Annotated in this window: 18 protein-coding genes and 1 tRNA gene; 17 read left to right on the plus strand and 2 right to left on the minus strand. The window is 38.9% G+C overall.

What is annotated here, in order from left to right; translation table 11 throughout:
* Positions 1-40: 40 nt before the first annotated feature.
* The 5 genes from rlmD (at position 41) to eno (ending at position 7539) form a co-directional block, all read left to right on the plus strand.
* On the plus strand, positions 41-1366 hold the full coding sequence (gene rlmD, locus I6F42_RS09785) for a 23S rRNA (uracil(1939)-C(5))-methyltransferase RlmD (RefSeq protein WP_197151992.1): 1326 nt from the start codon (positions 41-43) through the stop codon (positions 1364-1366).
* Positions 1367-1374: 8 nt separating this feature from the next.
* Positions 1375-3531 carry a GTP diphosphokinase gene (gene relA / locus I6F42_RS09790; protein ID WP_197151994.1) on the plus strand — a complete coding sequence of 719 codons (2157 nt, stop codon included), beginning with the start codon at positions 1375-1377 and terminating at the stop codon, positions 3529-3531.
* Positions 3532-3533: 2 nt separating this feature from the next.
* Positions 3534-4331: a nucleoside triphosphate pyrophosphohydrolase gene (gene mazG, locus I6F42_RS09795; RefSeq protein WP_197151996.1), complete on the plus strand. Its 798-nt coding sequence runs from the start codon at positions 3534-3536 to the stop codon at positions 4329-4331.
* A gap of 162 nt (positions 4332-4493) precedes the next feature.
* Entirely contained in the window at positions 4494-6128 is a 1635-nt protein-coding gene (locus I6F42_RS09800) for a CTP synthase (protein ID WP_169044253.1), read from the plus strand.
* A 112-nt stretch (positions 6129-6240) separates the two neighbouring features.
* Positions 6241-7539 carry a phosphopyruvate hydratase gene (gene eno, locus I6F42_RS09805; RefSeq protein WP_121953496.1) on the plus strand — a complete coding sequence of 433 codons (1299 nt, stop codon included), beginning with the start codon at positions 6241-6243 and terminating at the stop codon, positions 7537-7539.
* Positions 7540-7727: 188 nt separating this feature from the next.
* Here eno and mutH read toward each other — a convergent pair whose 3' ends face one another.
* Positions 7728-8399: a DNA mismatch repair endonuclease MutH gene (gene mutH, locus I6F42_RS09810; protein WP_197151998.1), complete on the minus strand. Its 672-nt coding sequence runs from the start codon at positions 8397-8399 to the stop codon at positions 7728-7730.
* A gap of 683 nt (positions 8400-9082) precedes the next feature.
* Between mutH and rppH the strand changes: the two genes are divergently transcribed.
* The 12 genes from rppH (at position 9083) to I6F42_RS09870 (ending at position 19296) form a co-directional block, all read left to right on the plus strand.
* On the plus strand, positions 9083-9601 hold the full coding sequence (gene rppH / locus I6F42_RS09815; RefSeq protein ID WP_002958704.1) for an RNA pyrophosphohydrolase: 519 nt from the start codon (positions 9083-9085) through the stop codon (positions 9599-9601).
* 30 nt (positions 9602-9631) lie between these two features.
* Positions 9632-11896 carry a phosphoenolpyruvate--protein phosphotransferase gene (gene ptsP / locus I6F42_RS09820; protein ID WP_197152000.1) on the plus strand — a complete coding sequence of 755 codons (2265 nt, stop codon included), beginning with the start codon at positions 9632-9634 and terminating at the stop codon, positions 11894-11896.
* A gap of 92 nt (positions 11897-11988) precedes the next feature.
* The gene (locus I6F42_RS09825) at positions 11989-12798 is read left to right on the plus strand and encodes a sulfite exporter TauE/SafE family protein (RefSeq protein WP_010553220.1); all 810 of its coding nucleotides are present in this window, start codon (positions 11989-11991) and stop codon (positions 12796-12798) included.
* Between the two features lie 13 nt (positions 12799-12811).
* A complete protein-coding gene (lgt, locus tag I6F42_RS09830; RefSeq protein WP_007583122.1) occupies positions 12812-13615 on the plus strand; it encodes a prolipoprotein diacylglyceryl transferase in 804 nt (267 codons plus the stop codon).
* Positions 13616-13625: 10 nt separating this feature from the next.
* Complete coding sequence (locus tag I6F42_RS09835; RefSeq protein ID WP_007583124.1) at positions 13626-14477, plus strand: thymidylate synthase; 852 nt, start codon at positions 13626-13628, stop codon at positions 14475-14477.
* 23 nt (positions 14478-14500) lie between these two features.
* Complete coding sequence (galU, locus tag I6F42_RS09840; protein ID WP_007583126.1) at positions 14501-15379, plus strand: UTP--glucose-1-phosphate uridylyltransferase GalU; 879 nt, start codon at positions 14501-14503, stop codon at positions 15377-15379.
* A 343-nt stretch (positions 15380-15722) separates the two neighbouring features.
* Positions 15723-16406: an SPOR domain-containing protein gene (locus I6F42_RS09845; protein WP_197152001.1), complete on the plus strand. Its 684-nt coding sequence runs from the start codon at positions 15723-15725 to the stop codon at positions 16404-16406.
* 196 nt (positions 16407-16602) lie between these two features.
* The gene (locus I6F42_RS09850; protein WP_197152002.1) at positions 16603-17109 is read left to right on the plus strand and encodes an SPOR domain-containing protein; all 507 of its coding nucleotides are present in this window, start codon (positions 16603-16605) and stop codon (positions 17107-17109) included.
* 48 nt (positions 17110-17157) lie between these two features.
* The gene (locus I6F42_RS09855) at positions 17158-17751 is read left to right on the plus strand and encodes a FlgO family outer membrane protein (protein WP_121953499.1); all 594 of its coding nucleotides are present in this window, start codon (positions 17158-17160) and stop codon (positions 17749-17751) included.
* 13 nt (positions 17752-17764) lie between these two features.
* Positions 17765-18466: a FlgO family outer membrane protein gene (locus I6F42_RS09860; protein WP_010553226.1), complete on the plus strand. Its 702-nt coding sequence runs from the start codon at positions 17765-17767 to the stop codon at positions 18464-18466.
* An 8-nt stretch (positions 18467-18474) separates the two neighbouring features.
* On the plus strand, positions 18475-19149 hold the full coding sequence (locus I6F42_RS09865) for a FlgO family outer membrane protein (RefSeq protein WP_197152003.1): 675 nt from the start codon (positions 18475-18477) through the stop codon (positions 19147-19149).
* Positions 19150-19221: 72 nt separating this feature from the next.
* Positions 19222-19296 (plus strand) — tRNA-Arg (locus I6F42_RS09870).
* 77 nt (positions 19297-19373) lie between these two features.
* On the opposite strand, the gene I6F42_RS09875 is transcribed toward I6F42_RS09870, so the two are convergent.
* Positions 19374-19967 carry a DUF4303 domain-containing protein gene (locus I6F42_RS09875; protein WP_197152004.1) on the minus strand — a complete coding sequence of 198 codons (594 nt, stop codon included), beginning with the start codon at positions 19965-19967 and terminating at the stop codon, positions 19374-19376.
* Between the last annotated feature and the right edge of the window lie 28 nt (positions 19968-19995).

Genomic DNA, 19995 nt, shown 5'->3' on the forward strand with positions numbered 1-19995 from the left:
AAATATAGGTGCTTCATAAATAAACTGAAGGTAATGCCTAATGGCGCAAATTTTTAAAGCGAAAAAAAAACCGCTTAAGCAACAAACATTAGAATTAAATATAACGGGAATGGATCATCAAGGGCGTGGCATTGCTAAGCATAATAATAAAGTATGCTTTGTAAGCGGTGCATTACCAAATGAAACAGTTAAAGCAATGCTCGTCGAAGATAAAGCTAAATACAGCAGTGCAAAAGTAATTAAAGTTATTAAAGCGAGTGAATCAAGAGTAGACGCTTTTTGTGAGCACTATAATCAGTGTGGTGGCTGCCAATTACAGCATTTAGAAGTAAGCCAACAAGTTGTAGAAAAACAAACTGCAGTTACTCAGCTATTTAGTAAGTTTGCTAAATTAAACAGCTTAAACTGGCAAGCTCCATTATTAAGTAAGTCTGTGCATTACAGGCGCAGCGCTCGCATAGCCGTTATGTTTGATAAAGCAGCAAAAAAAATGCGTGTGGGTTACAGAGCCAGTGGTTCAAAAAATATTGTCAGTATTAATAAATGTGCAGTACTTGATGAAGTATTTGCAGATGTTTTTACACTTTTTGATGGTTTAATTAATCAACACAAAGCGCTGCACAGTATAAGCCATTTACAGTTATGCCAAAGTGATGAGAAAAACTTTGTTGTTATTCGTCACACTAAAGCAATTAACGATGATACAAAGGCTTTGGTTGAGCACATAACAAAAAGCCAACAGTTTGAAGTTGTATGGCAAAGCGAGAGCGATGTAATTGAGCATTCACACTTAGCCATGCCGTTTTATTATCTTAAAGAGTTTGATCTAAAATTTGAATTTGGTTTAGGTAATTTTATTCAGGTAAATGCGCAAGTTAACGAAGCTATGTTAAAGCAAGCCGCAAATTGGCTTGATTTAAAAGGTGATGAAAATTTATTGGATTTATTTTGTGGCATTGGTAATTTCTCATTAGTGTTGGCAAAACAAGCAAAATCTGTAATTGGCGTAGAAGGTGTGACTTCAGCGGTTGCAATGGCTGCTCAAAATGCGCAAACTAACTCTATTACCAATGCGCAGTTTCATTGCTTTGATTTAACGCAAAGCATACAAAGCGCCCCATGGTTTAGTAAAAATTTAGATGTGCTTGTACTCGATCCTTCTCGTACCGGTGCAATGTCTGTATTAGAGCAATTACCTTTAAAGCAGTTTAAAACTATTTTATATGTCTCTTGTGACCCTGTTACTTTAGCTCGTGACAGTGCAATTATTTCGCAAGCTGGCTTTGAGCTTAATAAAATTGGGCTAATGAATATGTTCCCCCATACAGGGCATATTGAAACTATGGCGTTATTTCAACGGAGGTAGAACGCATTATGGTAGCTACACGACAATCACATCAACAAGATGAGACAACAGATTTTAGCACGCGGCTTTCATTTCTTGCCTTATCTGAAGAAAAAGCAGAGCTACTTACTAAAGCGCAAGCGCTCTGCGTAAAATGTGATAATGAAAGCAGGCAAACTACTGCAATCGAAATGGTTGAAATTTTAGCTGAGCTAAATCTCGACCCCGAATCGTTAGCTACTGCGTATTTAACCCCGTATTTTTTAAACGATTTAATATCACTAGAAACCATAGAAGAGCAGCTTGGTAGTAATATAGCCATGCTGTTAACTGGGGTTGCACAAATGGCCACTATTAGTACTTTATCGCATCAAGGTAAAGGAACTATGCAAGTTGATAATATTCGAAAAATGTTATTAACCATGGTTGAAGATGTGCGCGCCGTGGTCATTAAGCTTGCCGAGCAGGTATGTCATTTACGTAATGTAAAAAATGCGGATGAAGAAGACCGCGTCATTGCCGCTAAAGAAACGGCTGATATTTTTGCACCATTGGCAAACAGATTAGGAATAGGGCAATTAAAGTGGGAACTGGAAGATTTATCGTTTAGATATTTGCACCCAGGCACCTATAAAAGCATAGCCAAACAACTTGACGACAAACGTCTTACGCGCGAAGCCTATATGGAAGATATGGTTGAGCAAGTAAAAAACCGTTTAAGTGAAGCGGGCATAGAGGCCCAAGTTTATGGCCGCCCCAAGCACATTTACAGCATTTATAAAAAAATGCAGCAAAAAAACTACGAGTTTGATCAGCTTTTTGATATTCGTGCAATGCGTATCGTTGTTGAACGCCTACAAGATTGTTATGGAGCGCTGGGTATTGTGCACACCAATTGGCGTCATCTTAATAAAGAGTTTGACGACTATGTAGCAACCCCAAAACAAAACGGCTATCAGTCAATCCATACCGTAGTATTTGGGCCTGAAGGTAAAACAGTAGAAATACAAATTCGTACCAGCGATATGCATCAAGATGCTGAGTTGGGTGTGGCTGCACACTGGATGTACAAAGAAGGTGCATTACCGGGACGCGGCTCGGGTTATGAGCAAAAAATTAGCTGGTTGCGTAAGTTACTTCAATGGCAAGAAGAAGTGGTTGATGGTGGCGATTTAGCAGAAGAGCTTAAAAACCAAGTAGTAGAAGACCGCGTATACATATTTACCCCAAGCGGCGATATTATCGATTTACCACTTGGCGCTACACCACTTGATTTTGCTTACTACATTCACTCAAATGTAGGGCATCGTTGTATTGGCGCAAAAATTTTCGGCAAAATAGTGCCGTTCACGCATCAACTTACAACTGGGGATCAGGTAGAAATACTGACCCAAAAACAACCAAATCCAAGTCGTGATTGGTTAAACCCGTCATTAGGGTATATCAAGTCATCGCGCGCTAGAGCCAAAATTCATCACTGGTTTAAACAGCTAGACCGCGACAAAAACTTAAGTGCGGGGAAAGAAATTCTCGACAGTGAATTACAAAAGCTTAATTTAACATACAAAGATTTAGAGCCAGCCATTAAGCGTTTTAACTTTAAAGAACTTGATGACTTAATGGTTGCAATTGGTGCGGGCGATGTACGCCTCAATCAAATGCTTAACTTTGTAAGTGATCGGACAGAAGATGAGCCGGTTATTCGTATTAAAGCGCCTAGCAAAGTAACCGGTGACAAAAACGGCATAGTGGTTGATGGCGTTGGTAGCTTAATGAGCCATGTAGCAAAATGCTGTCGTCCTGTACCTGGCGATGAGATAATAGGTTATATAACGCAAGGTCGAGGAATAGGTGTTCATAAGGAAGACTGTGATTCGTTTAATAACTTAAAAAATCAGCATCCAGAGCGTGTTATTTCGGTAAGTTGGTCTGATGATATCAACGGCTCGTACGCACTAAGTATTAAAATAGAAGCCACCGATCGTTCAGGGCTAATACGCGATATAAGCTCAGTACTTGCTAACGAAAAAGTAAATGTTTTAAACATGAACGTAAATACGGTTGAAGATAATCAGTTAGCTATATTTACGATGCAAATAGAAGTACACGACTTATCGGGTACTAACCGTGTTCTTTCTAAGTTACACCAAATTGAAGGTGTACACGATGCCAAGCGTGGTCATTAATCATGAATGATAATGCAGCGCTTACACAACTTCTTAGCATAATGAAAACACTGCGAGATCCCAAGGGCGGTTGCCCGTGGGATCTTAAACAAGATTTTAAATCTATTGTGCCGCATACACTAGAAGAAGCATACGAAGTTGCCGACTGTATTGAGTCAGGCAACTTAGATGAGCTTAAAGGTGAATTGGGTGATTTGTTATTTCAAATTATTTTTTATGCGCAGCTTGCACAAGAGCAAAATCTATTTGATTTTAATGATGTAGTGGAGCAATTAAACGATAAGCTTACCCGTCGCCACCCGCATGTATTTGGCGATAAAAAAGAGCTAACAGATAAGCAGCTATCGCAGCAGTGGCAAGCAATCAAAGCACAAGAACGCAGTGCTAGAGCGCAAACCGAATCACCTTCTTTTTGGCAAGATATTCCTGCCAATATGCCAAGCTTAAGTAAAGCAAAAAAAATTCAACAACGGGTTGCCGCACTTGGTTTCGATTGGCCAACGTATCATGGTGCACTTGATAAAGTGAGCGAAGAAGTGCTTGAAGTAAAAGAAGCTATTGAGCGAGACCCGTTATCTGATCATACAGCGGAAGAACTCGGCGACTTACTTTTTGCCACTGTTAATGTTGTACGCCATGTTAAACGAGATCCCGAACAACTGCTTCGTAGCGCTAATGATAAGTTTTCAGCGCGTTTTGAAAAGGTAAACGCCTATTTGCATGCGCAAGGTAAAAGCTTAGATACAGCCACCTTTGAAGAGATGGATAGTGCGTGGGATGCAATTAAAAAAGTAAAATAGGCTTAATGTTAAATAGTGCACATTTTTTGTGCGCGCATTAGCTAATTTTAGCTGGATTGATAAGCAGTGTTTTGGTACAATTTCGCCCCGTCTTGATGATATACCCTTAGGCTCTTCTTTGGGTGTTATATTCCTTTTAATTCCTGATATTCTAGGGTTCGCATGAGTACAAAATTTATCTTCGTTACTGGCGGAGTTGTTTCTTCGTTGGGTAAAGGTATTGCCGCAGCTTCACTGGCCGCTATTTTAGAAGCCCGTGGTTTAAATGTTACCATTTTAAAGCTGGATCCTTACATCAACGTTGACCCAGGCACAATGAGCCCAATTCAACACGGTGAAGTTTACGTTACAGAAGACGGCGCAGAAACTGACCTTGATTTAGGTCACTACGAGCGTTTTATTCGTACCAAAATGACTAGTCGTAATAACTTCACACAAGGCCGTGTATATGAAGACGTATTACGTCGTGAGCGCCGTGGTGAATACCTAGGCGCTACTATTCAGGTTATTCCACATATCACTAACGATATTAAGCAACGTGTATACGACGGTGCTGAAGGTTATGATATTGCTATTGTAGAAATTGGCGGCACTGTAGGTGATATAGAATCACAACCGTTTATTGAAGCAATTCGTCAGATGGGAACTGAAATTGGCCGCGAACGCGCGCTATTTATTCACTTAACGTTAGTGCCATTTTTAGGCCCTGCAGGTGAAGTTAAAACAAAACCAACTCAGCACTCTGTTAAAGAGTTACGCTCAGTAGGTATTCAGCCAGATATTCTTATTTGTCGTTCAGACCGTAAACTACCTAATAATGAGCGTGCAAAAATCTCATTATTCACAAACGTAGAAGAAAAAGCGGTTATTTCACTACCAGATGTAGACAGCATTTATAAAATTCCTGCGTTATTAAAAACGCAAGAATTAGATAACTTCGTATGTCGTCGTTTTCACTTAGATCCACCAGAAGCAGATTTAGCTGAGTGGGAACAAGTACTTTATCAAGAGTCTAACCCAACGGGTGAAGTGACAATTGGTATGGTTGGTAAATACACTGAATTACCAGATGCGTACAAATCGGTTAACGAAGCATTAAAGCATGCGGGCCTTAAAAACCGTTTAACAATTAATATTCAATACGTAGATTCACAAGATCTTGAAAGCAAAGGTGTTGAGCTGTTATCTAATTTAGACGCTATTTTAGTGCCAGGTGGATTTGGCGGACGTGGTGTTGAGGGTAAAATCTTAGCGGCTAAATACGCACGTGAAAATAAAGTACCATACCTAGGTATTTGTTTAGGTATGCAAGTAGCATTAATTGAATATGCACGTAATGTTGCAGGCTTAACGGATGCAAACTCTACAGAGTTTAATGCAAATTCAGAAGCGCCAGTAGTTGGCTTAATTACTGAATGGCTAGATGCAGAAGGTAATGTTGAAACACGTAGCGAAAAATCTGATTTAGGTGGCACTATGCGTTTAGGCGCACAAAAATGTCATTTAACGCCAGGTTCTAAAGTACGCGAAGTATATGGCAGCGACGAAATAGTTGAACGTCATCGTCATCGCTACGAAGTAAATAATAACTTTGTAGAAATACTTGAAAAAGCAGGCTTAAGCTTTACTGGTTTATCAGAAGATAAAAAACTGGTAGAAATTATCGAAAATAAAGATCACCCATGGTTTATTGCCGCGCAGTTCCACCCGGAATTCACGTCAACTCCACGTGATGGTCATCCGTTATTTGAAGGGTTTGTAGCAGCCGCGCATATCCACCAAAAAGCGAATTCGTAATTTTAAAAGCCGTGCATATTGCACGGCTTTTTTGTTTTAAGGGCTGACTAAGCTATATAAAACGTAGTAAAGTTAGCTGAACTCACCATTTTGGGAATATAGAGGAATCAAGATGTCAGAAATCGTAAAAGTAATCGGTCGCGAAATTATGGACTCGCGTGGTAACCCAACTGTTGAAGCAGACGTACATTTAGCAGATGGCTCTTGGGGTCGTGCAGCAGCACCTTCAGGCGCATCTACCGGTACTCGTGAAGCATTAGAGTTACGCGACGGTGATAAATCACGTTACTTAGGTAAAGGTGTATTAAAAGCAGTTGGTTATATCAATAACGAAATTGCTGATGCTTTAAAAGGCCAAAGTGCATTAAATCAAAGCGCTGTAGATAAAGTGATGCTAGATTTAGACGGTACCGAAAATAAAGAAAAATTAGGTGCAAACGCAATCTTAGCTGTATCACTAGCAACTGCGAAAGCAGCTGCACAGTCTAAAAAAGTTGAGCTTTATGAACATATCGCTGACTTAAACGGCACGCCAGGTGTTTACTCTATGCCACTTCCAATGATGAACATCATCAATGGTGGTGAACATGCAGATAACTCTGTAGATATTCAAGAATTCATGATCCAACCTGTTGGCGCTAAAAACTTCCGCGAAGGCCTACGTATGGGTGCTGAAGTATTCCATAGCCTTGCTAAAGTACTTAAAGCTGATGGTCATTCAACAGCGGTTGGCGATGAAGGTGGTTTTGCACCTAACCTTGCATCTAACGAAGCGGCTCTTGCTGCAATTAAAGTAGCTGTAGCAAACGCAGGTTACGAGCTAGGTAAAGATATTACTTTAGCGATGGATTGTGCTGCATCTGAGTTCTACGACAAAGAAGCAAACATCTACGACCTTAAGGGTGAAGGCAAAAAATTCACTTCTGAAGAATTTAACTTCTTCTTACAAGATCTTACTAATCAGTACCCAATCGTTTCTATTGAAGATGGTCTTGATGAGTCTGATTGGGATGGGTTTGCACATCAAACTAAACTAATGGGTGATAAAATCCAATTAGTAGGTGATGATTTATTTGTAACAAATACTAAGATTTTAAAACGTGGTATCGACAACGGTATTGCTAACTCAATCTTAATTAAGTTTAACCAAATCGGTTCTTTAACTGAAACTTTAGCTGCAATCAAAATGGCTAAAGATGCTGGTTTTACTGTTGTTATTTCTCACCGTTCTGGTGAAACTGAAGATTCAACAATTGCTGATTTAGCGGTTGGTACTGCTGCAGGTCAAATTAAAACAGGTTCATTGAGCCGTTCTGACCGTGTTGCAAAGTACAACCAATTGCTACGTATTGAAGAGCAATTAGGTGATAAAGCACCGTACAACGGTCTTAAAGAAGTTAAAGGTCAGTAATTCTATTTTATATAGAATCTAATTTTTAATTTTAGATGATAAAATCCTCGCATAAGCGGGGATTTTTTATGCCTGATACTTTTTCAAAGAGATGAGAATAAGTTGTAGCGTTAAGCTTGCTGGCGCGCACGCAGTGCGAAAAGAGGGTACTCACAAAATGGCTCAACAATTAATATTTTATAACACAGTTAAAGCTGAAACTGCTGCTTTAAAATATCACCTGTAAAACTGGTTTTTAAGTAAAAGCCACGGGGTAGGGTTTTAATTATTTGCCCATTTGGACCAATAGCATCAGTCACTATTTTACTATGAGCAGCTTTAGGGCGTATTTGCATCGCATCGCCTAAATGGCCTGATATTTCGTCGACTCTACCTAGCGCAATTAGCTCCATTTGCTCTTCCCAGTCGCGCTGTAATAAAGTGTCTTGTTCAAACGTGGGTTGCCACAAAAAGCCGCTGCCGATGGTTCTATCAAACGGGGCAATATCACGTTCGCTTAAAATTGGCAGCCATAAAACATGATTTAGTTTTTTACGTACAGAGCTGGTATGCCAAGTCATTCCTGTAACGTTCATTAAAGGTGTAACCGATACAAACGTAGTTTCAAGTGGCCTACCTTTATAGGAAATAGGGAGTGTTTTTAGCTCAATTCCTAAATCTTCAAAATCCGGAAGTGGTTTTGAGCCCGCAGTAGCACCTAGTACGTATTCAATTAACTGACCAGTCCAACCTTTTTCGCGCAGTAAATCATCTGGCGTTTTAAAATTATACTTGTTAGCAAGCTGCCCTAGAGTTAATCCGGCAATATTATTAACGCGTTGCATTAAATCGTTAATTGAGTGTGGTTTTGTAGGTCGCATGTCATGCCAATTTTATTAAAATATGAATATTATAGAGGTTTAATAACTCACTAACTACGTTGAAATTACTTATGCGGAGAAACTGCATATGATAGTTTTTTGTTATTGAGCTACTTTTTATTGCGATTATAAATGTCAATTCAACGTAATCAGTATTCTTAATTTCGGTTGTATAAATATCATAGCCATGATAGCAAATAGGCTAAGCCGTGGATATCTCTAGAGTTGTGTGTTTTTTGCTCGCTTGTTGTTTGGGTTAATTTTGAGCATATTGAAATTAAGCTGCTTTACTTTAAGTTACTGACTCAGTTGGTTTTTTTAATGTTGTACATTCAGTTTTGATTAAGCAATTTAAAAGTTGTAAGGATAAATACAACTATATGAACATGTTTATCCACAGAATCTGTGGAGAAGCCAAGTTTTTAGATCTAATATTGTGGATTTGTTTGCAAAATGAGCGTGTTTTACAAAAGTTATGCACAAACTGTGAGTAACTAGAGGAAAACAAGAACCGCAATAGCCTTGTTAAGTTATTTTCCAAATATTTACCCACTCTCCATAATTTATCAATGTACTAAAAGCTCAAACTTAGCTTACTAATCGGGTTGGGTATAATAGTATTTGCCGTATTGCGGCTAATGTGGAACAATCATTAAAAATCGACTTACAAATGAGGCACTAAGGTGATTGATGCCGAAGGTTTTCGTGCCAATGTCGGAATTGTGATTTGCAATAATCAGGGACAGGTTTTTTGGGCCAGACGTTATGGTCAACACTCTTGGCAATTTCCCCAAGGTGGTGTTGATGATGGCGAAACTGCAGAACAAACCATGTACCGTGAATTACACGAAGAAGTAGGGTTGCGACCAGAAGATGTAGAAATAGTCGCAAGCTCAAAACATTGGTTACGCTATAAATTACCCAAACGATTAATCCGCCGAGACTCTAGTCCGGTGTGTATTGGGCAAAAACAAAAATGGTTTTTACTAAAATTACGCTGTAAAGACGAAGATGTAAATTTACTTAAAACCCATCATCCTGAATTTGATGATTGGCGCTGGGTAAGTTATTGGTATCCTGTAAGACAGGTTGTATCGTTTAAACGGGATGTTTATCGACGTGTAATGAAAGAGTTTGCTCCTTTCGCCATGCCTTTTAATAAGAGAGAACAACATAAAGACCATTGGCGAAGTAAAAGGTAGTTAATTCAGAATAAAATAAAGGAGCAGGACATGCTGGCTACACTGAGATCTATTGCGGAGTCTGTATCGCGACAAGCGAATTTAGACAGCGCATTAGTGTGCTTTGTGCAAATGGTTAAAGATGCCATGAAAACCCAGTGCTGCTCCATTTATTTTGCAGATTACAGCCAGGACAATTTTGTACTTATGGCAACCGAAGGGCTAAACCCCGATGCGGTAGGTAAGTTTAGAATTGGTTTTACCGAAGGTTTAGTTGGCCTAGTAGCGCAACGCGAAGAACCTATTAATATTGCATTTGCTAAATCGCATCCTCGTTTTAAGCTCTCCCCCGAAGTAAACGAAGAAGGCTACAACGCTTTTTTATCTGTACCTGTTGTTCATCAAAAAAAAGTACTGGGCGTTATTGTTGTCCAACAAAAAATGGCACGTGTATTTAGCCAAGACGAAGAGTCGTTTTTAATAACGCTTTCTGCCCAACTTGCGTCACAGTTAGCGCATGCTGAAATTAAAGAAATACTACGCCAAGATGAGTCATCTCATCAAACGTCTGTTTTAAAAGGTGTATCGAGCGCGCCAGGAATAGGTATAGGACAAGCATTTGTTGTATTACCAAAGCTTGATTTTAAATCTATTGAGCTTTTAAAAGACAGTGACGTCACTGAGCAGCGCCGTTTATTTACTCAAGCTGTAGCTGCAACGCGCAAAGAATTTAATACCCTATCTATGACGCTAAGCGATTCTATTCCGCACGAAGCTCTTGCGGTATTTGATGTGTATCAACAACTGCTTGATGCTAAAAGTTTAGGGCATAATGTTGAAATGCAATTACAAGAAGGCTGGTGTGCTAAAAGCGCCCTAAAAATTGTAATAGAGCGTTTAATATCTCAATTTAATGCCATGCAAGACCCTTATATAAAAGAGCGTGCTGTTGACGTTAAAGACATTGGTCTTCGCGTATTACACCATCTTGTAAATACCGAGCACGCTGTTAAAAATTATCCGCCCAACACTATTTTAATTGCTAATACCTTAACACCCGCCATGCTTGCTGAAGTGCCAAAAGGTCACTTAACAGGCGTTGTAAGCGTAAATGGCTCTGCAAATAGCCATGCTTCTATATTAACGCGTGCGATGGGCATTCCTGCCATTTGGGGTATAGAGGATTTACCTCTACTGCAGTTTAATGGCAAACCGATGATTTTAGATGCATTTGCTGGGCGTTTATATATATCGCCTTCACAAATGCTGATGGATGAATACACAGAGTTACAGCATCAAGATAACCTACTTAATAACCGCTTTTTAGCTGAGCAAGACTCAGAATCAATTACGCTTGACGGTGAACATGTTAGCTTATTATTAAACGCAGGCCTTGAGCTTAATACTGAGCAAAGTAGCGCTCATATTTGTGACGGTGTGGGGCTTTATCGAACCGAAGCGTGGTTTATGCAAAAGGGTCAGTTTCCTTCGCAATCAGAGCAAGAAAATTGGTACCGAGAAGTACTAACTAGCTATCATCCTAATCCTGTGGTTATGCGTACATTGGATATTGGGGGCGATAAGGTACTTGATTACTTTAATATTACCGAAGAAAACCCATTTTTAGGTTGGCGTGGTATTCGTATAAGCCTTGATCATCCAGAGTTATTTTTAGATCAACTAAAAGCGATGCTTAAAGCAAATATTGGTTTGGGTAATTTAAAAATAATGCTCCCTATGATCAGTGGCACTGAAGAAGTTGATGAGTCACTTGCGTTATTTGAACAGGCTTATTTTGAGTTAAGTGAAAAATACCCAGAGCAAACCATAGAAAGACCCGACATAGGAATAATGCTGGAAGTACCTTCAAGTGTATTTATGCTTCCAGAGTGGTCAAAAAAAGTTGATTTTTGCTCAGTAGGCAGTAACGATTTAACACAGTATTTATTAGCAGTAGACAGGGCTAACGCACGTGTAGCCGAACTTTTTAACCCTTATCACCCAGGTGTACTAAGAGTACTAAATAAAGTGGCGCACGAATGTGAGCAATATGAACTGCCATTTAGTTTGTGTGGTGAACTAGGCGGCGATCCTGAAGGGGCTATTTTGCTTATTGCCATGGGTTACAGACGCCTGAGTATGAATTTATCATCGCTTAATAAAGTTAAATGGGTACTTAGGCGTTTAAATGTCAGTGACATGGAACAACTATTAAGTGAATGCTTAGCGCAATCCACAGCCAAACAAGTACTACGTTTAACGCGAAGCTTTATGCTAGAGCATAGATTAGGTGACTTATTTTATACTCCAAAATAAGTATCATATACTTAATTAGTTTTGATACACAGATGCTATTAGCTCTATAATCCTTTAATATATAAACCCTCCAAAAGGTATTTGAGATTACTATGTATGACTTAGGTTGGTTAGTCGCAAGCTGCGCACTACTAGGCTGTATTGTTGGGTTTTTAGCTGGGTTACTAGGCATTGGCGGCGGTTTAATTATCGTTCCAGTACTAAGCACTCTACTACTCTCATTTAATGTAACGTCGGCTGATCATGTATTAGTAATTGCTATTGCAACCTCACTCGCTTCTATTTTATTTACTTCAACGTCTTCAGCGCTGGCTCATCATAAAAATGATAATGTGCCTTGGGCAATCGCCCCGTGGGTTATGTCGGGTGTGGCTTTAGGTGCACTTATTAGTGGCTTTGCAGCAAGTTTAATCCCTGAACAAATATTACGTACAGTGTTTGCTATAAGTGTTGTATTTATTGCAGCAAGAATGGTGCTCTCCGCGCGTAATAAACCGATGTCAGAAAAACCGTTGCCGGCAGGTCTTATTTTAGGGGGCGTTTCTGCAATAATGGGCGGGTTATCAGGTTTAATAGGGATTGGCGGCGGAGCTTTAATAGTACCGATGCTTAATTATTTTTCGGTTGATATAAAAAAAGCAATTGGCTGCGCGGCAGCGTGCGGAATTGTTATTGCATTATTTGGCTCTATTGGTTACATCAGCGCAGGCTGGCATGTTACCGATTTAGAGAATGGTTTTGCCGGGTTTGTTTATTTACCTGCATTATTTGGGATTGTTATTACCTCGTGGTTTGTTGCGCCCATTGGCGCCAAAGCAACTCACTATTTACCTGTTAATACAATTAAGAAAGTTTTCGCGGTGCTGCTTGTAGTTATCGCAATTAAAATGGTTTTTAGCTAAAGGTTTATTTTTTATGGCACTTGAGTTTCCTCAAATTGATCCAATTATTTTTTCTGTTGGACCGCTAAGCGTACGTTGGTATGGCTTAATGTACTTAATAGGTTTTGCATTTGCGATGTGGTTTGCTAATCGTCAAGCGTCAAAGCCAAATTCGGGTTGGACTAAAGACCAAGTAAGCGATTTACTGTTTTACGGCATGTTAGGGGTAATACTAGGTGGGCGTATTGGCTACGTATTGTTTTACCAGTTTAGTTATTTTATAGAAAACCCACTGTATTTATTTAGGATAGATCAGGGCGGTATGTCGTTCCATGGTGGCACACTTGGCGTTATAACCGCCGTCGCAATTTTTTCGTGGACGCGTAAAAAGTCACTGCTTCAAGTAGGCGACTTTGTTGCACCACTTGTTCCTGTAGGGCTTTTAGCAGGGCGTATTGGTAACTTTATAAACGGTGAGTTATGGGGCCGAGTTACCGACGTGCCATGGGCAATGGTATTTCCAACGGGCGGTCCGCTTGCGCGTCACCCATCGCAATTATACGAAGCATTTTTTGAAGGCTTAGTGCTGTTTTTAATCCTGCAATGGTTTATTAAAAAACCACGTCCAGCAGGCAGCGTAGCCGGTGTATTTTTATTAGGTTACGGCGTGTTTAGATTCTGTATTGAATATTTTCGCCAACCCGATGCACAACTAGGTTTATTTGCCGACTTTATTTCAATGGGACAAATACTTTCACTTCCTATGATAGTGGGTGGTTTAGGTTTATTAATTTGGGCATATAAGCAACCACAACACGTTAAAACAGCTAAGGCATAATAAGAAAAGCATGAAACAATATTTAAAATTATGTCAGCGTATTGTTGACGAAGGTCAGTGGGTCGAAAACAAACGTACAGGTACGCGTTGTTTAACCGTTATTAATGCCGATTTAGAATACGATGTGGCTAATAATAAGTTTCCAATGATCACTACGCGAAAAAGTTACTACAAAGCAGCGATTGCTGAGTTACTAGGATATTTACGTGGTTACGACAGCGCTGAGCAGTTTCGTGAAATTGGCTGTAAAACATGGGATGCCAACGCGAACGATAACAACGCATGGCTCAATAACCCTAACCGTAAAGGTGAGGATGACATGGGGCGTGTTTATGGCGTACAAGGCCGTGGTTGGCAACGTCCAGATGGCTCAACGCTTGATCAGCTTTCCAAAGTTATTAATAACTTAAAAAATGGCATTGATGACCGTGGTGAAATAATCACGTTTTATAATCCAGGTGAGTTTGAGCTTGGTTGTTTGCGCCCGTGTATGCATACGCACACTTTTTCACTACTTGGCGATACGCTATACTTAACGTCATACCAGCGAAGCTGTGATGTACCGCTTGGCCTTAATTTCAATCAAATTCAGTGTTTTGTGTTGCTTGCGTTAGTGGCTCAAATTACCGGCCATAAAGCGGGTAAGGCGTATCATAAAATTGCTAATGCACATATTTACGAAAACCAACTTGAACTGATGCGAGACGTGCAGTTAACGCGTGAGCCATTTGAATCACCTCAGTTAAAAATTAATCCAAAAATTAAATCATTAGAAGACATAGAAACGTGGGTAACACGAGACGACTTTGAAGTAACAGGCTATCAATGCCATGAAGCGATTCAATATCCATTTTCAGTATAATAAAAGATTAAGGAAAACATAAAATGAAAGCAGTGATCCCAGTAGCGGGCCTTGGTACTCGTATGTTACCAGCCACTAAAGCAATTCCTAAAGAAATGCTGCCAGTGGTAGACCGTCCTTTAATTCAATATGTAGTAAACGAAGCCGTTGCTGCAGGAATTAAAGAAATAGTGTTAGTAACGCACTCAAGTAAAAATTCAATCGAAAATCACTTCGATACAAGCTTTGAACTAGAAGCTACTTTAGAAAAGCGTGTTAAGCGGCAACTACTTGCCGAAGTGCAAGCAATCTGCCCTAAAGACGTAACCATTATTCACGTACGCCAAGGTGAAGCAAAAGGCTTAGGCCATGCTATTAGTTGTGCAGCGCCTATTATTGGTAACGAACCGTTTGTAGTTATTTTACCAGATGTAATTATTGATGATGTAGAGAGCGATCTTAAAAAAGATAACTTAGCAGAAATGATCGCTAATTTTGAGAAAACCAAGCACAGCCAAATTATGGTAGAACCAGTACCAATGGCACAAGTTAACCAGTTTGGTGTGGTTGATTTAGGTGATGTTGACTTAAAGCAAGGTGAAAGCTCACCAATTCTTAATATGGTAGAAAAGCCGCCAGTAGATGAAGCTCCATCAAACTTAGCTGTAGTGGGTCGATACGTATTAAGCGAAAATATCTGGCCGTTACTTGCAAAAACTCCGCAAGGTGCAGGCGACGAAATTCAATTAACTGACGCAATTGCGATGTTAATGGAACACGAAAAAGTAGATGCATACGCTATAAAAGGCCGTAGCCACGATTGTGGAAGTAAAATTGGTTACTTAAAAGCAACGATTGAGTTTGCACTTCGTCGCGATGAATTTGCCGATGAATTAAAATCATTTATTAAAAAACTGATTTAACAGTTAACGTAAAACATGAAAGGCGCCTATATCGGCGCCTTTTTTTATGAGTTTTATCAGGATAGAAGTAAGGAAAGGAATAGCTCTAAAATAAAACTTTTTAAGTCATTACAGACATATTGTTATTTATGTTGTAAAGTTTGTGTTAATTGGCATTGAATTTGTATTAAATAATGCTCTCAAGGAAGGGGTGGAGTATGCAACGTTGTGTTTTACGAAATACTGACAAGCATGCGAAGAGCTAAGTTTTATAGCTCACAGCTTAAATAAAGTTAAACGCTTTCTTGTGAGAATGTTTAACTGAAATGTAGTGTAAAAACACTGCTTTCAGGACAACTAATACATGTTTATATATAAAAAAAATAACATTGGGCTTTTACTTAGCTTGCTAATGCTTTTATTTAGTACAGCATGCAGCGTCTCGCCTGAAATAAAAACCATTGATGAACAACCTCAAAGTAACTCGCCTGACTACGTATCAATTACAGCCCTTGAACTTGCTCAGCTAAAAGATGCCGCAATGCAGTGGCAACAAGCTCGTGAAGGCATCGAGCGAATTTTAAGATTAGAAAAAGAAATAACTTACCTCGTAAATCATATCGATATTATAAACAGCAAAGCTATTGCGCAGTCTAATCAAGGGTATAGCAGCAAGTCTGTACGCTCACCTCGAAACACACGTAATGTTAAGTCACGCCAACAAGTTAAACAAAATTACAGTAATAAAAAACAAACTGTAAAATTAAATAAACCTAAACATGTATTTGCTTTACAGGTAGCTTCGGTTGACTCAGAGCAAGGTGTGGCTAAAGCATGGCAAGAGCTAAATACTAAAGCAGCACCGTTGTTTAGAGACAAAATATTGACTAACGTAGAAACCGCCCAAATAAACGACAAAATGTTTTACAGGCTAAAGCTTGGTTCTTACCAAAACTTTAAAAATGCAAAAGCAGACTGTGACGTATTCAAGTTATATAAACTCGATTGCATAGTAAGTAACTACACTGATAAGCCAGTAAAGCTGTAGTTAAAATAGAAACTTGCTTAAAATCTGTTTATCCATAAAATACACCCTTCATAATTAAATGCGTTTAGGGGGTATATGACCCCATAAAACAACGTCATTTCAGGGAAGGAAAATGCTTTTAAAACGGAGCTTAGAATGCATGATGCTAATGGGTGTACTTGTTTTATCTGCATGTAACTCATCTCAACAAGTTAAAATGGCTCAAGCAACCCCGCAACCGATTCTTATTGAAAAGTCTGATTTGGAGCTGCTCAAAAGCTCTGCGGCACAATGGGAAAGCTCTCAACCAAAAGTAGAGCAGCTACTCAAGTTAGAAAATAAATTAACGCAGCTTGCTACTAACCTAAAACAACTAAATGAGTCTGATGTTCTAAATACTCGTGTAAATGATGTAGTTAATAACGAAAGTATATTAAAAACCGACTCGGCATTGTTTGCTTTGCAAATTGCCGCTTTTAAAAATAAAAATGCATTGCAAAAGAAGCTCAGCGAATTCCAAAAAAAAATACCACAAAATATCATCTTATCCACTGAGATAAATGTAGAAACCGTAAGTGTTAATAACACAACTTTTTATCGATTGAAGTTAGGTGCTTATAGCAATTCAGCGGATGCGAAAAATGATTATTTAGCTCTTATAAAGCAACAAGTAGCATGTTTTGTTAGCTATTATGTTCAACAACCTTACAGAAGTACGATATAGGCATACAAATTGCTTCATCCTCAGTATGTTTTGAAGAGGATGGCAATTATGCGCCTTTTACTGCCTTTATTATTTTTAAATTTAGCTGCTTGTAACTTGGTGCCACCGCCAGAACCAAGTGTGCCTACAGATGCACCTAAAGCGGCCATGGCTCCTTTTACTGTTGATGACTATGTAGTTAATTTAACGTCGCAACTTAACCACCTAAATGGAGCATTAAATGCTAATGCACGTGTTGGCGTTAGTAGCTTCTTTTATGCAGATGCACTAGATACAAAATTAGTGACAGGGCAAGCCTCAGGCTTAAGTCAGCAGATCCAAGAAAGTCTGCTTACACAATTTACGCAACTAGGTTATCACACGGTTGAGTACAGACTTGGGAATAACCTCTATTTATCAGAAAACTCAGACAGTATTTTAAGTCGCGATTTAAGTAAATTACGTAATCGCCAAAATATTGACTTAGTTATCACAGGAACAGTGACTCGCCAGCAGCATGCATACATAGTTAATGCACGGCTTGTGAATATAGAAAATAAACAGGTGCTCTCTGCGGGAAGTACCGAGATCCCAATTAATGTGATGTGGGGTAATGAAAAAATACAGCAACGCGATGGCTACTTATACCGCAGCGAATACTAACCAGGAGCACAAAATGAGAAATCTATTAATTACCCTCTGTTTACCTTTGGGCTTTGGCTGTTCGCATATACTAAATGGTATGAATACAGGTACGGATGAGACCCAGGTTCAAAATAATAACCAAACAACGCAACTCGTTAATAATCAGCGTGATGTTGCAGATCCAGTATCCAATGACCGTTTATTTCAATCGGACTTTGCTCAAAAAAATAGTCATACTAAGCCGACTCCGCCAATGCGAAAGAACATAAACCATTATGTACGCGGGATAATGCAAGACATGGTTGAAAATCTGCAATATGTTAATGGAAAAACACCATTAGCTGTTTCAAGTTTTGTATTTTTAGATGATGATTTTAATGACAGTAGTTTACTGGGTAATCAAATATCAGAAAGTTTTATGCACGAGCTACATAATTTTGGCATACCCGTTATTGACTTTAAAACAACCGACTACATGCGTGTTACACCTGAAGGAGACTTTGTATTTAGTCGAGATTATTTAGAGCTTAACCAAGATCAAAACTTTAAATACGTACTCGCTGGCACATTAGTGAGTAGTCAAGGAGGAGTCCTTGTAAATGCACGTATTATTGGGCTGCAAAGCAAAGCCGTAGTAGGCACTGCGCAAGGTTTTATTCCGCAGTCAGTTGTTGATGCACTTAATAGTAACTACCGCACTGATGGCATAATGCTTAAGCAAGCAAGCAAGTGAGGCTAACTATGTCGTATATACTAATTACTATCGTTGGATTTACTACTTTAATTGGGTTAACAGGCTGCTCAATGACGCATAATAATGAGCATAACGAAAACACAACACGAACAGATTACACAGTAAACGGTGGTAATGATCAGCTTAATATTGCTTATAGTAATCAAGCAATACAATCGCAAGTTGAATACGGTCCATCTCAGCAGTTCACACCACTTAAGCACCATAAAACACTTGCTAACTATGTAGAGCAAATGGCACTTGATTTGGTTGATACGCTTGAATTTGAAAGTGATACCGACACCAATATTAATATTGCCGTTACTACCTTGGTCGATCTTGATTCATCGCTTACTAAAAGCAATCAATTGGGTAATCAAATATCTGAGACGTTAATTCATCAGTTACAAAAGTTTGGTTATGGCGTGGTTGATTTTAAAACCACTCAAACAATAGATGTAAATAGCCGTGGTGATTTTGCTTTTTCGCGTGATATTGAAAAGCTCAGCGAAGAGCAAATGGCGAGCCATGTATTAGCGGGTACATTAATTTATCGCAGTGATGCTGTTGTTGTAAATACACGTGTAATTAACGCGCATACAAAAAAAATCGTCGCGAGTAGTCGAAAACTAATACCAATATATGTACTAAATAAAGAAGATATATACTTATCAAGCAATTAAGTTCAGTTGTCGCTTGATATAAAAAACCAGATGCCGTTATAATTCACACTTCTAAGCACACAGCTTATTTGTGGCCTCTTAGTTAAATGGATATAACGGCCCCCTCCTAAGGGGCAGTTGCAAGTTCGATTCTTGCAGGGGCTACCAATTAAATCAATGAGTTATATTTTAACCTCCCTACCTTATACTTTGTGTATAGCGTATATGTAGTAGTGTTGCACTTTTTAATTGAAGGCGTTTAAAGCTTCTTGCTCGCATTTTTCACGCTCTGTAATCATGGCTTCAAAGTCAGTTTGAATTTGTGCTAGAACAGTTGGTGGGTTAAGTCGTTTGATTCTTTTAAATTGAATACTTTCTTCTTCATCATAGGCGAGTATTGCTAAAGTAATTTTTTCGCGTTCGATACCATTTGAAAATATTCCTTCGGTATCTAATTGTATGAGCACTTTCTCCATGGTTGTAAGCCATTGATGCCAATTATCCATTGCTTCTATATCTGATTGAAACAAATCAATGCTGTTTTCTAGTTTTTGACACTCTAGAGTTGTTTCATCAAAGTATTCGGAATAATCCTCAAGCGTGGGGTAGTCTTCTGGATTCCATTTAGCCATGTAGAAACTACTTATATCATTGCCGTACTCTTCTTCAAATACTTTTTTTAAATCCGATAAGGTATTAAACATTGGAAGTAGTGAGTAGCTACCTGTGTGGTAAAAGCCCATTACATAAAGATCGTTACCGTATTTTTGTATAATGTTTTTAAACGCTTTTTTGGTATCTTGATAAAGTGTTTTTTCGAAGTTTTTAGTATCTAACATGAGGTCATTATTTCTTTTATTATTACAG

Source organism: Pseudoalteromonas sp. SWYJZ12, assembly GCF_015864395.1.
In the GTDB taxonomy this organism is placed as follows: Bacteria; Pseudomonadota; Gammaproteobacteria; order Enterobacterales; family Alteromonadaceae; genus Pseudoalteromonas; species Pseudoalteromonas arctica.

Coding starts and splice junctions, on each gene's coding strand:
- rlmD (WP_197151992.1), top strand. CDS start 41: ATGGCGCAAATTTTTAAAGCGAAAAAAAAACCGCTTAAGCAACAAACA.
- relA (WP_197151994.1), top strand. CDS start 1,375: ATGGTAGCTACACGACAATCACATCAACAAGATGAGACAACAGATTTT.
- mazG (WP_197151996.1), top strand. CDS start 3,534: ATGAATGATAATGCAGCGCTTACACAACTTCTTAGCATAATGAAAACA.
- I6F42_RS09800 (WP_169044253.1), top strand. CDS start 4,494: ATGAGTACAAAATTTATCTTCGTTACTGGCGGAGTTGTTTCTTCGTTG.
- eno (WP_121953496.1), top strand. CDS start 6,241: ATGTCAGAAATCGTAAAAGTAATCGGTCGCGAAATTATGGACTCGCGT.
- mutH (WP_197151998.1), bottom strand. CDS start 8,399: ATGCGACCTACAAAACCACACTCAATTAACGATTTAATGCAACGCGTT.
- ptsP (WP_197152000.1), top strand. CDS start 9,632: ATGCTGGCTACACTGAGATCTATTGCGGAGTCTGTATCGCGACAAGCG.
- I6F42_RS09825 (WP_010553220.1), top strand. CDS start 11,989: ATGTATGACTTAGGTTGGTTAGTCGCAAGCTGCGCACTACTAGGCTGT.
- lgt (WP_007583122.1), top strand. CDS start 12,812: ATGGCACTTGAGTTTCCTCAAATTGATCCAATTATTTTTTCTGTTGGA.
- I6F42_RS09835 (WP_007583124.1), top strand. CDS start 13,626: ATGAAACAATATTTAAAATTATGTCAGCGTATTGTTGACGAAGGTCAG.
- galU (WP_007583126.1), top strand. CDS start 14,501: ATGAAAGCAGTGATCCCAGTAGCGGGCCTTGGTACTCGTATGTTACCA.
- I6F42_RS09845 (WP_197152001.1), top strand. CDS start 15,723: ATGTTTATATATAAAAAAAATAACATTGGGCTTTTACTTAGCTTGCTA.
- I6F42_RS09850 (WP_197152002.1), top strand. CDS start 16,603: ATGGCTCAAGCAACCCCGCAACCGATTCTTATTGAAAAGTCTGATTTG.
- I6F42_RS09855 (WP_121953499.1), top strand. CDS start 17,158: ATGCGCCTTTTACTGCCTTTATTATTTTTAAATTTAGCTGCTTGTAAC.
- I6F42_RS09860 (WP_010553226.1), top strand. CDS start 17,765: ATGAGAAATCTATTAATTACCCTCTGTTTACCTTTGGGCTTTGGCTGT.
- I6F42_RS09865 (WP_197152003.1), top strand. CDS start 18,475: ATGTCGTATATACTAATTACTATCGTTGGATTTACTACTTTAATTGGG.
- I6F42_RS09875 (WP_197152004.1), bottom strand. CDS start 19,967: ATGTTAGATACTAAAAACTTCGAAAAAACACTTTATCAAGATACCAAA.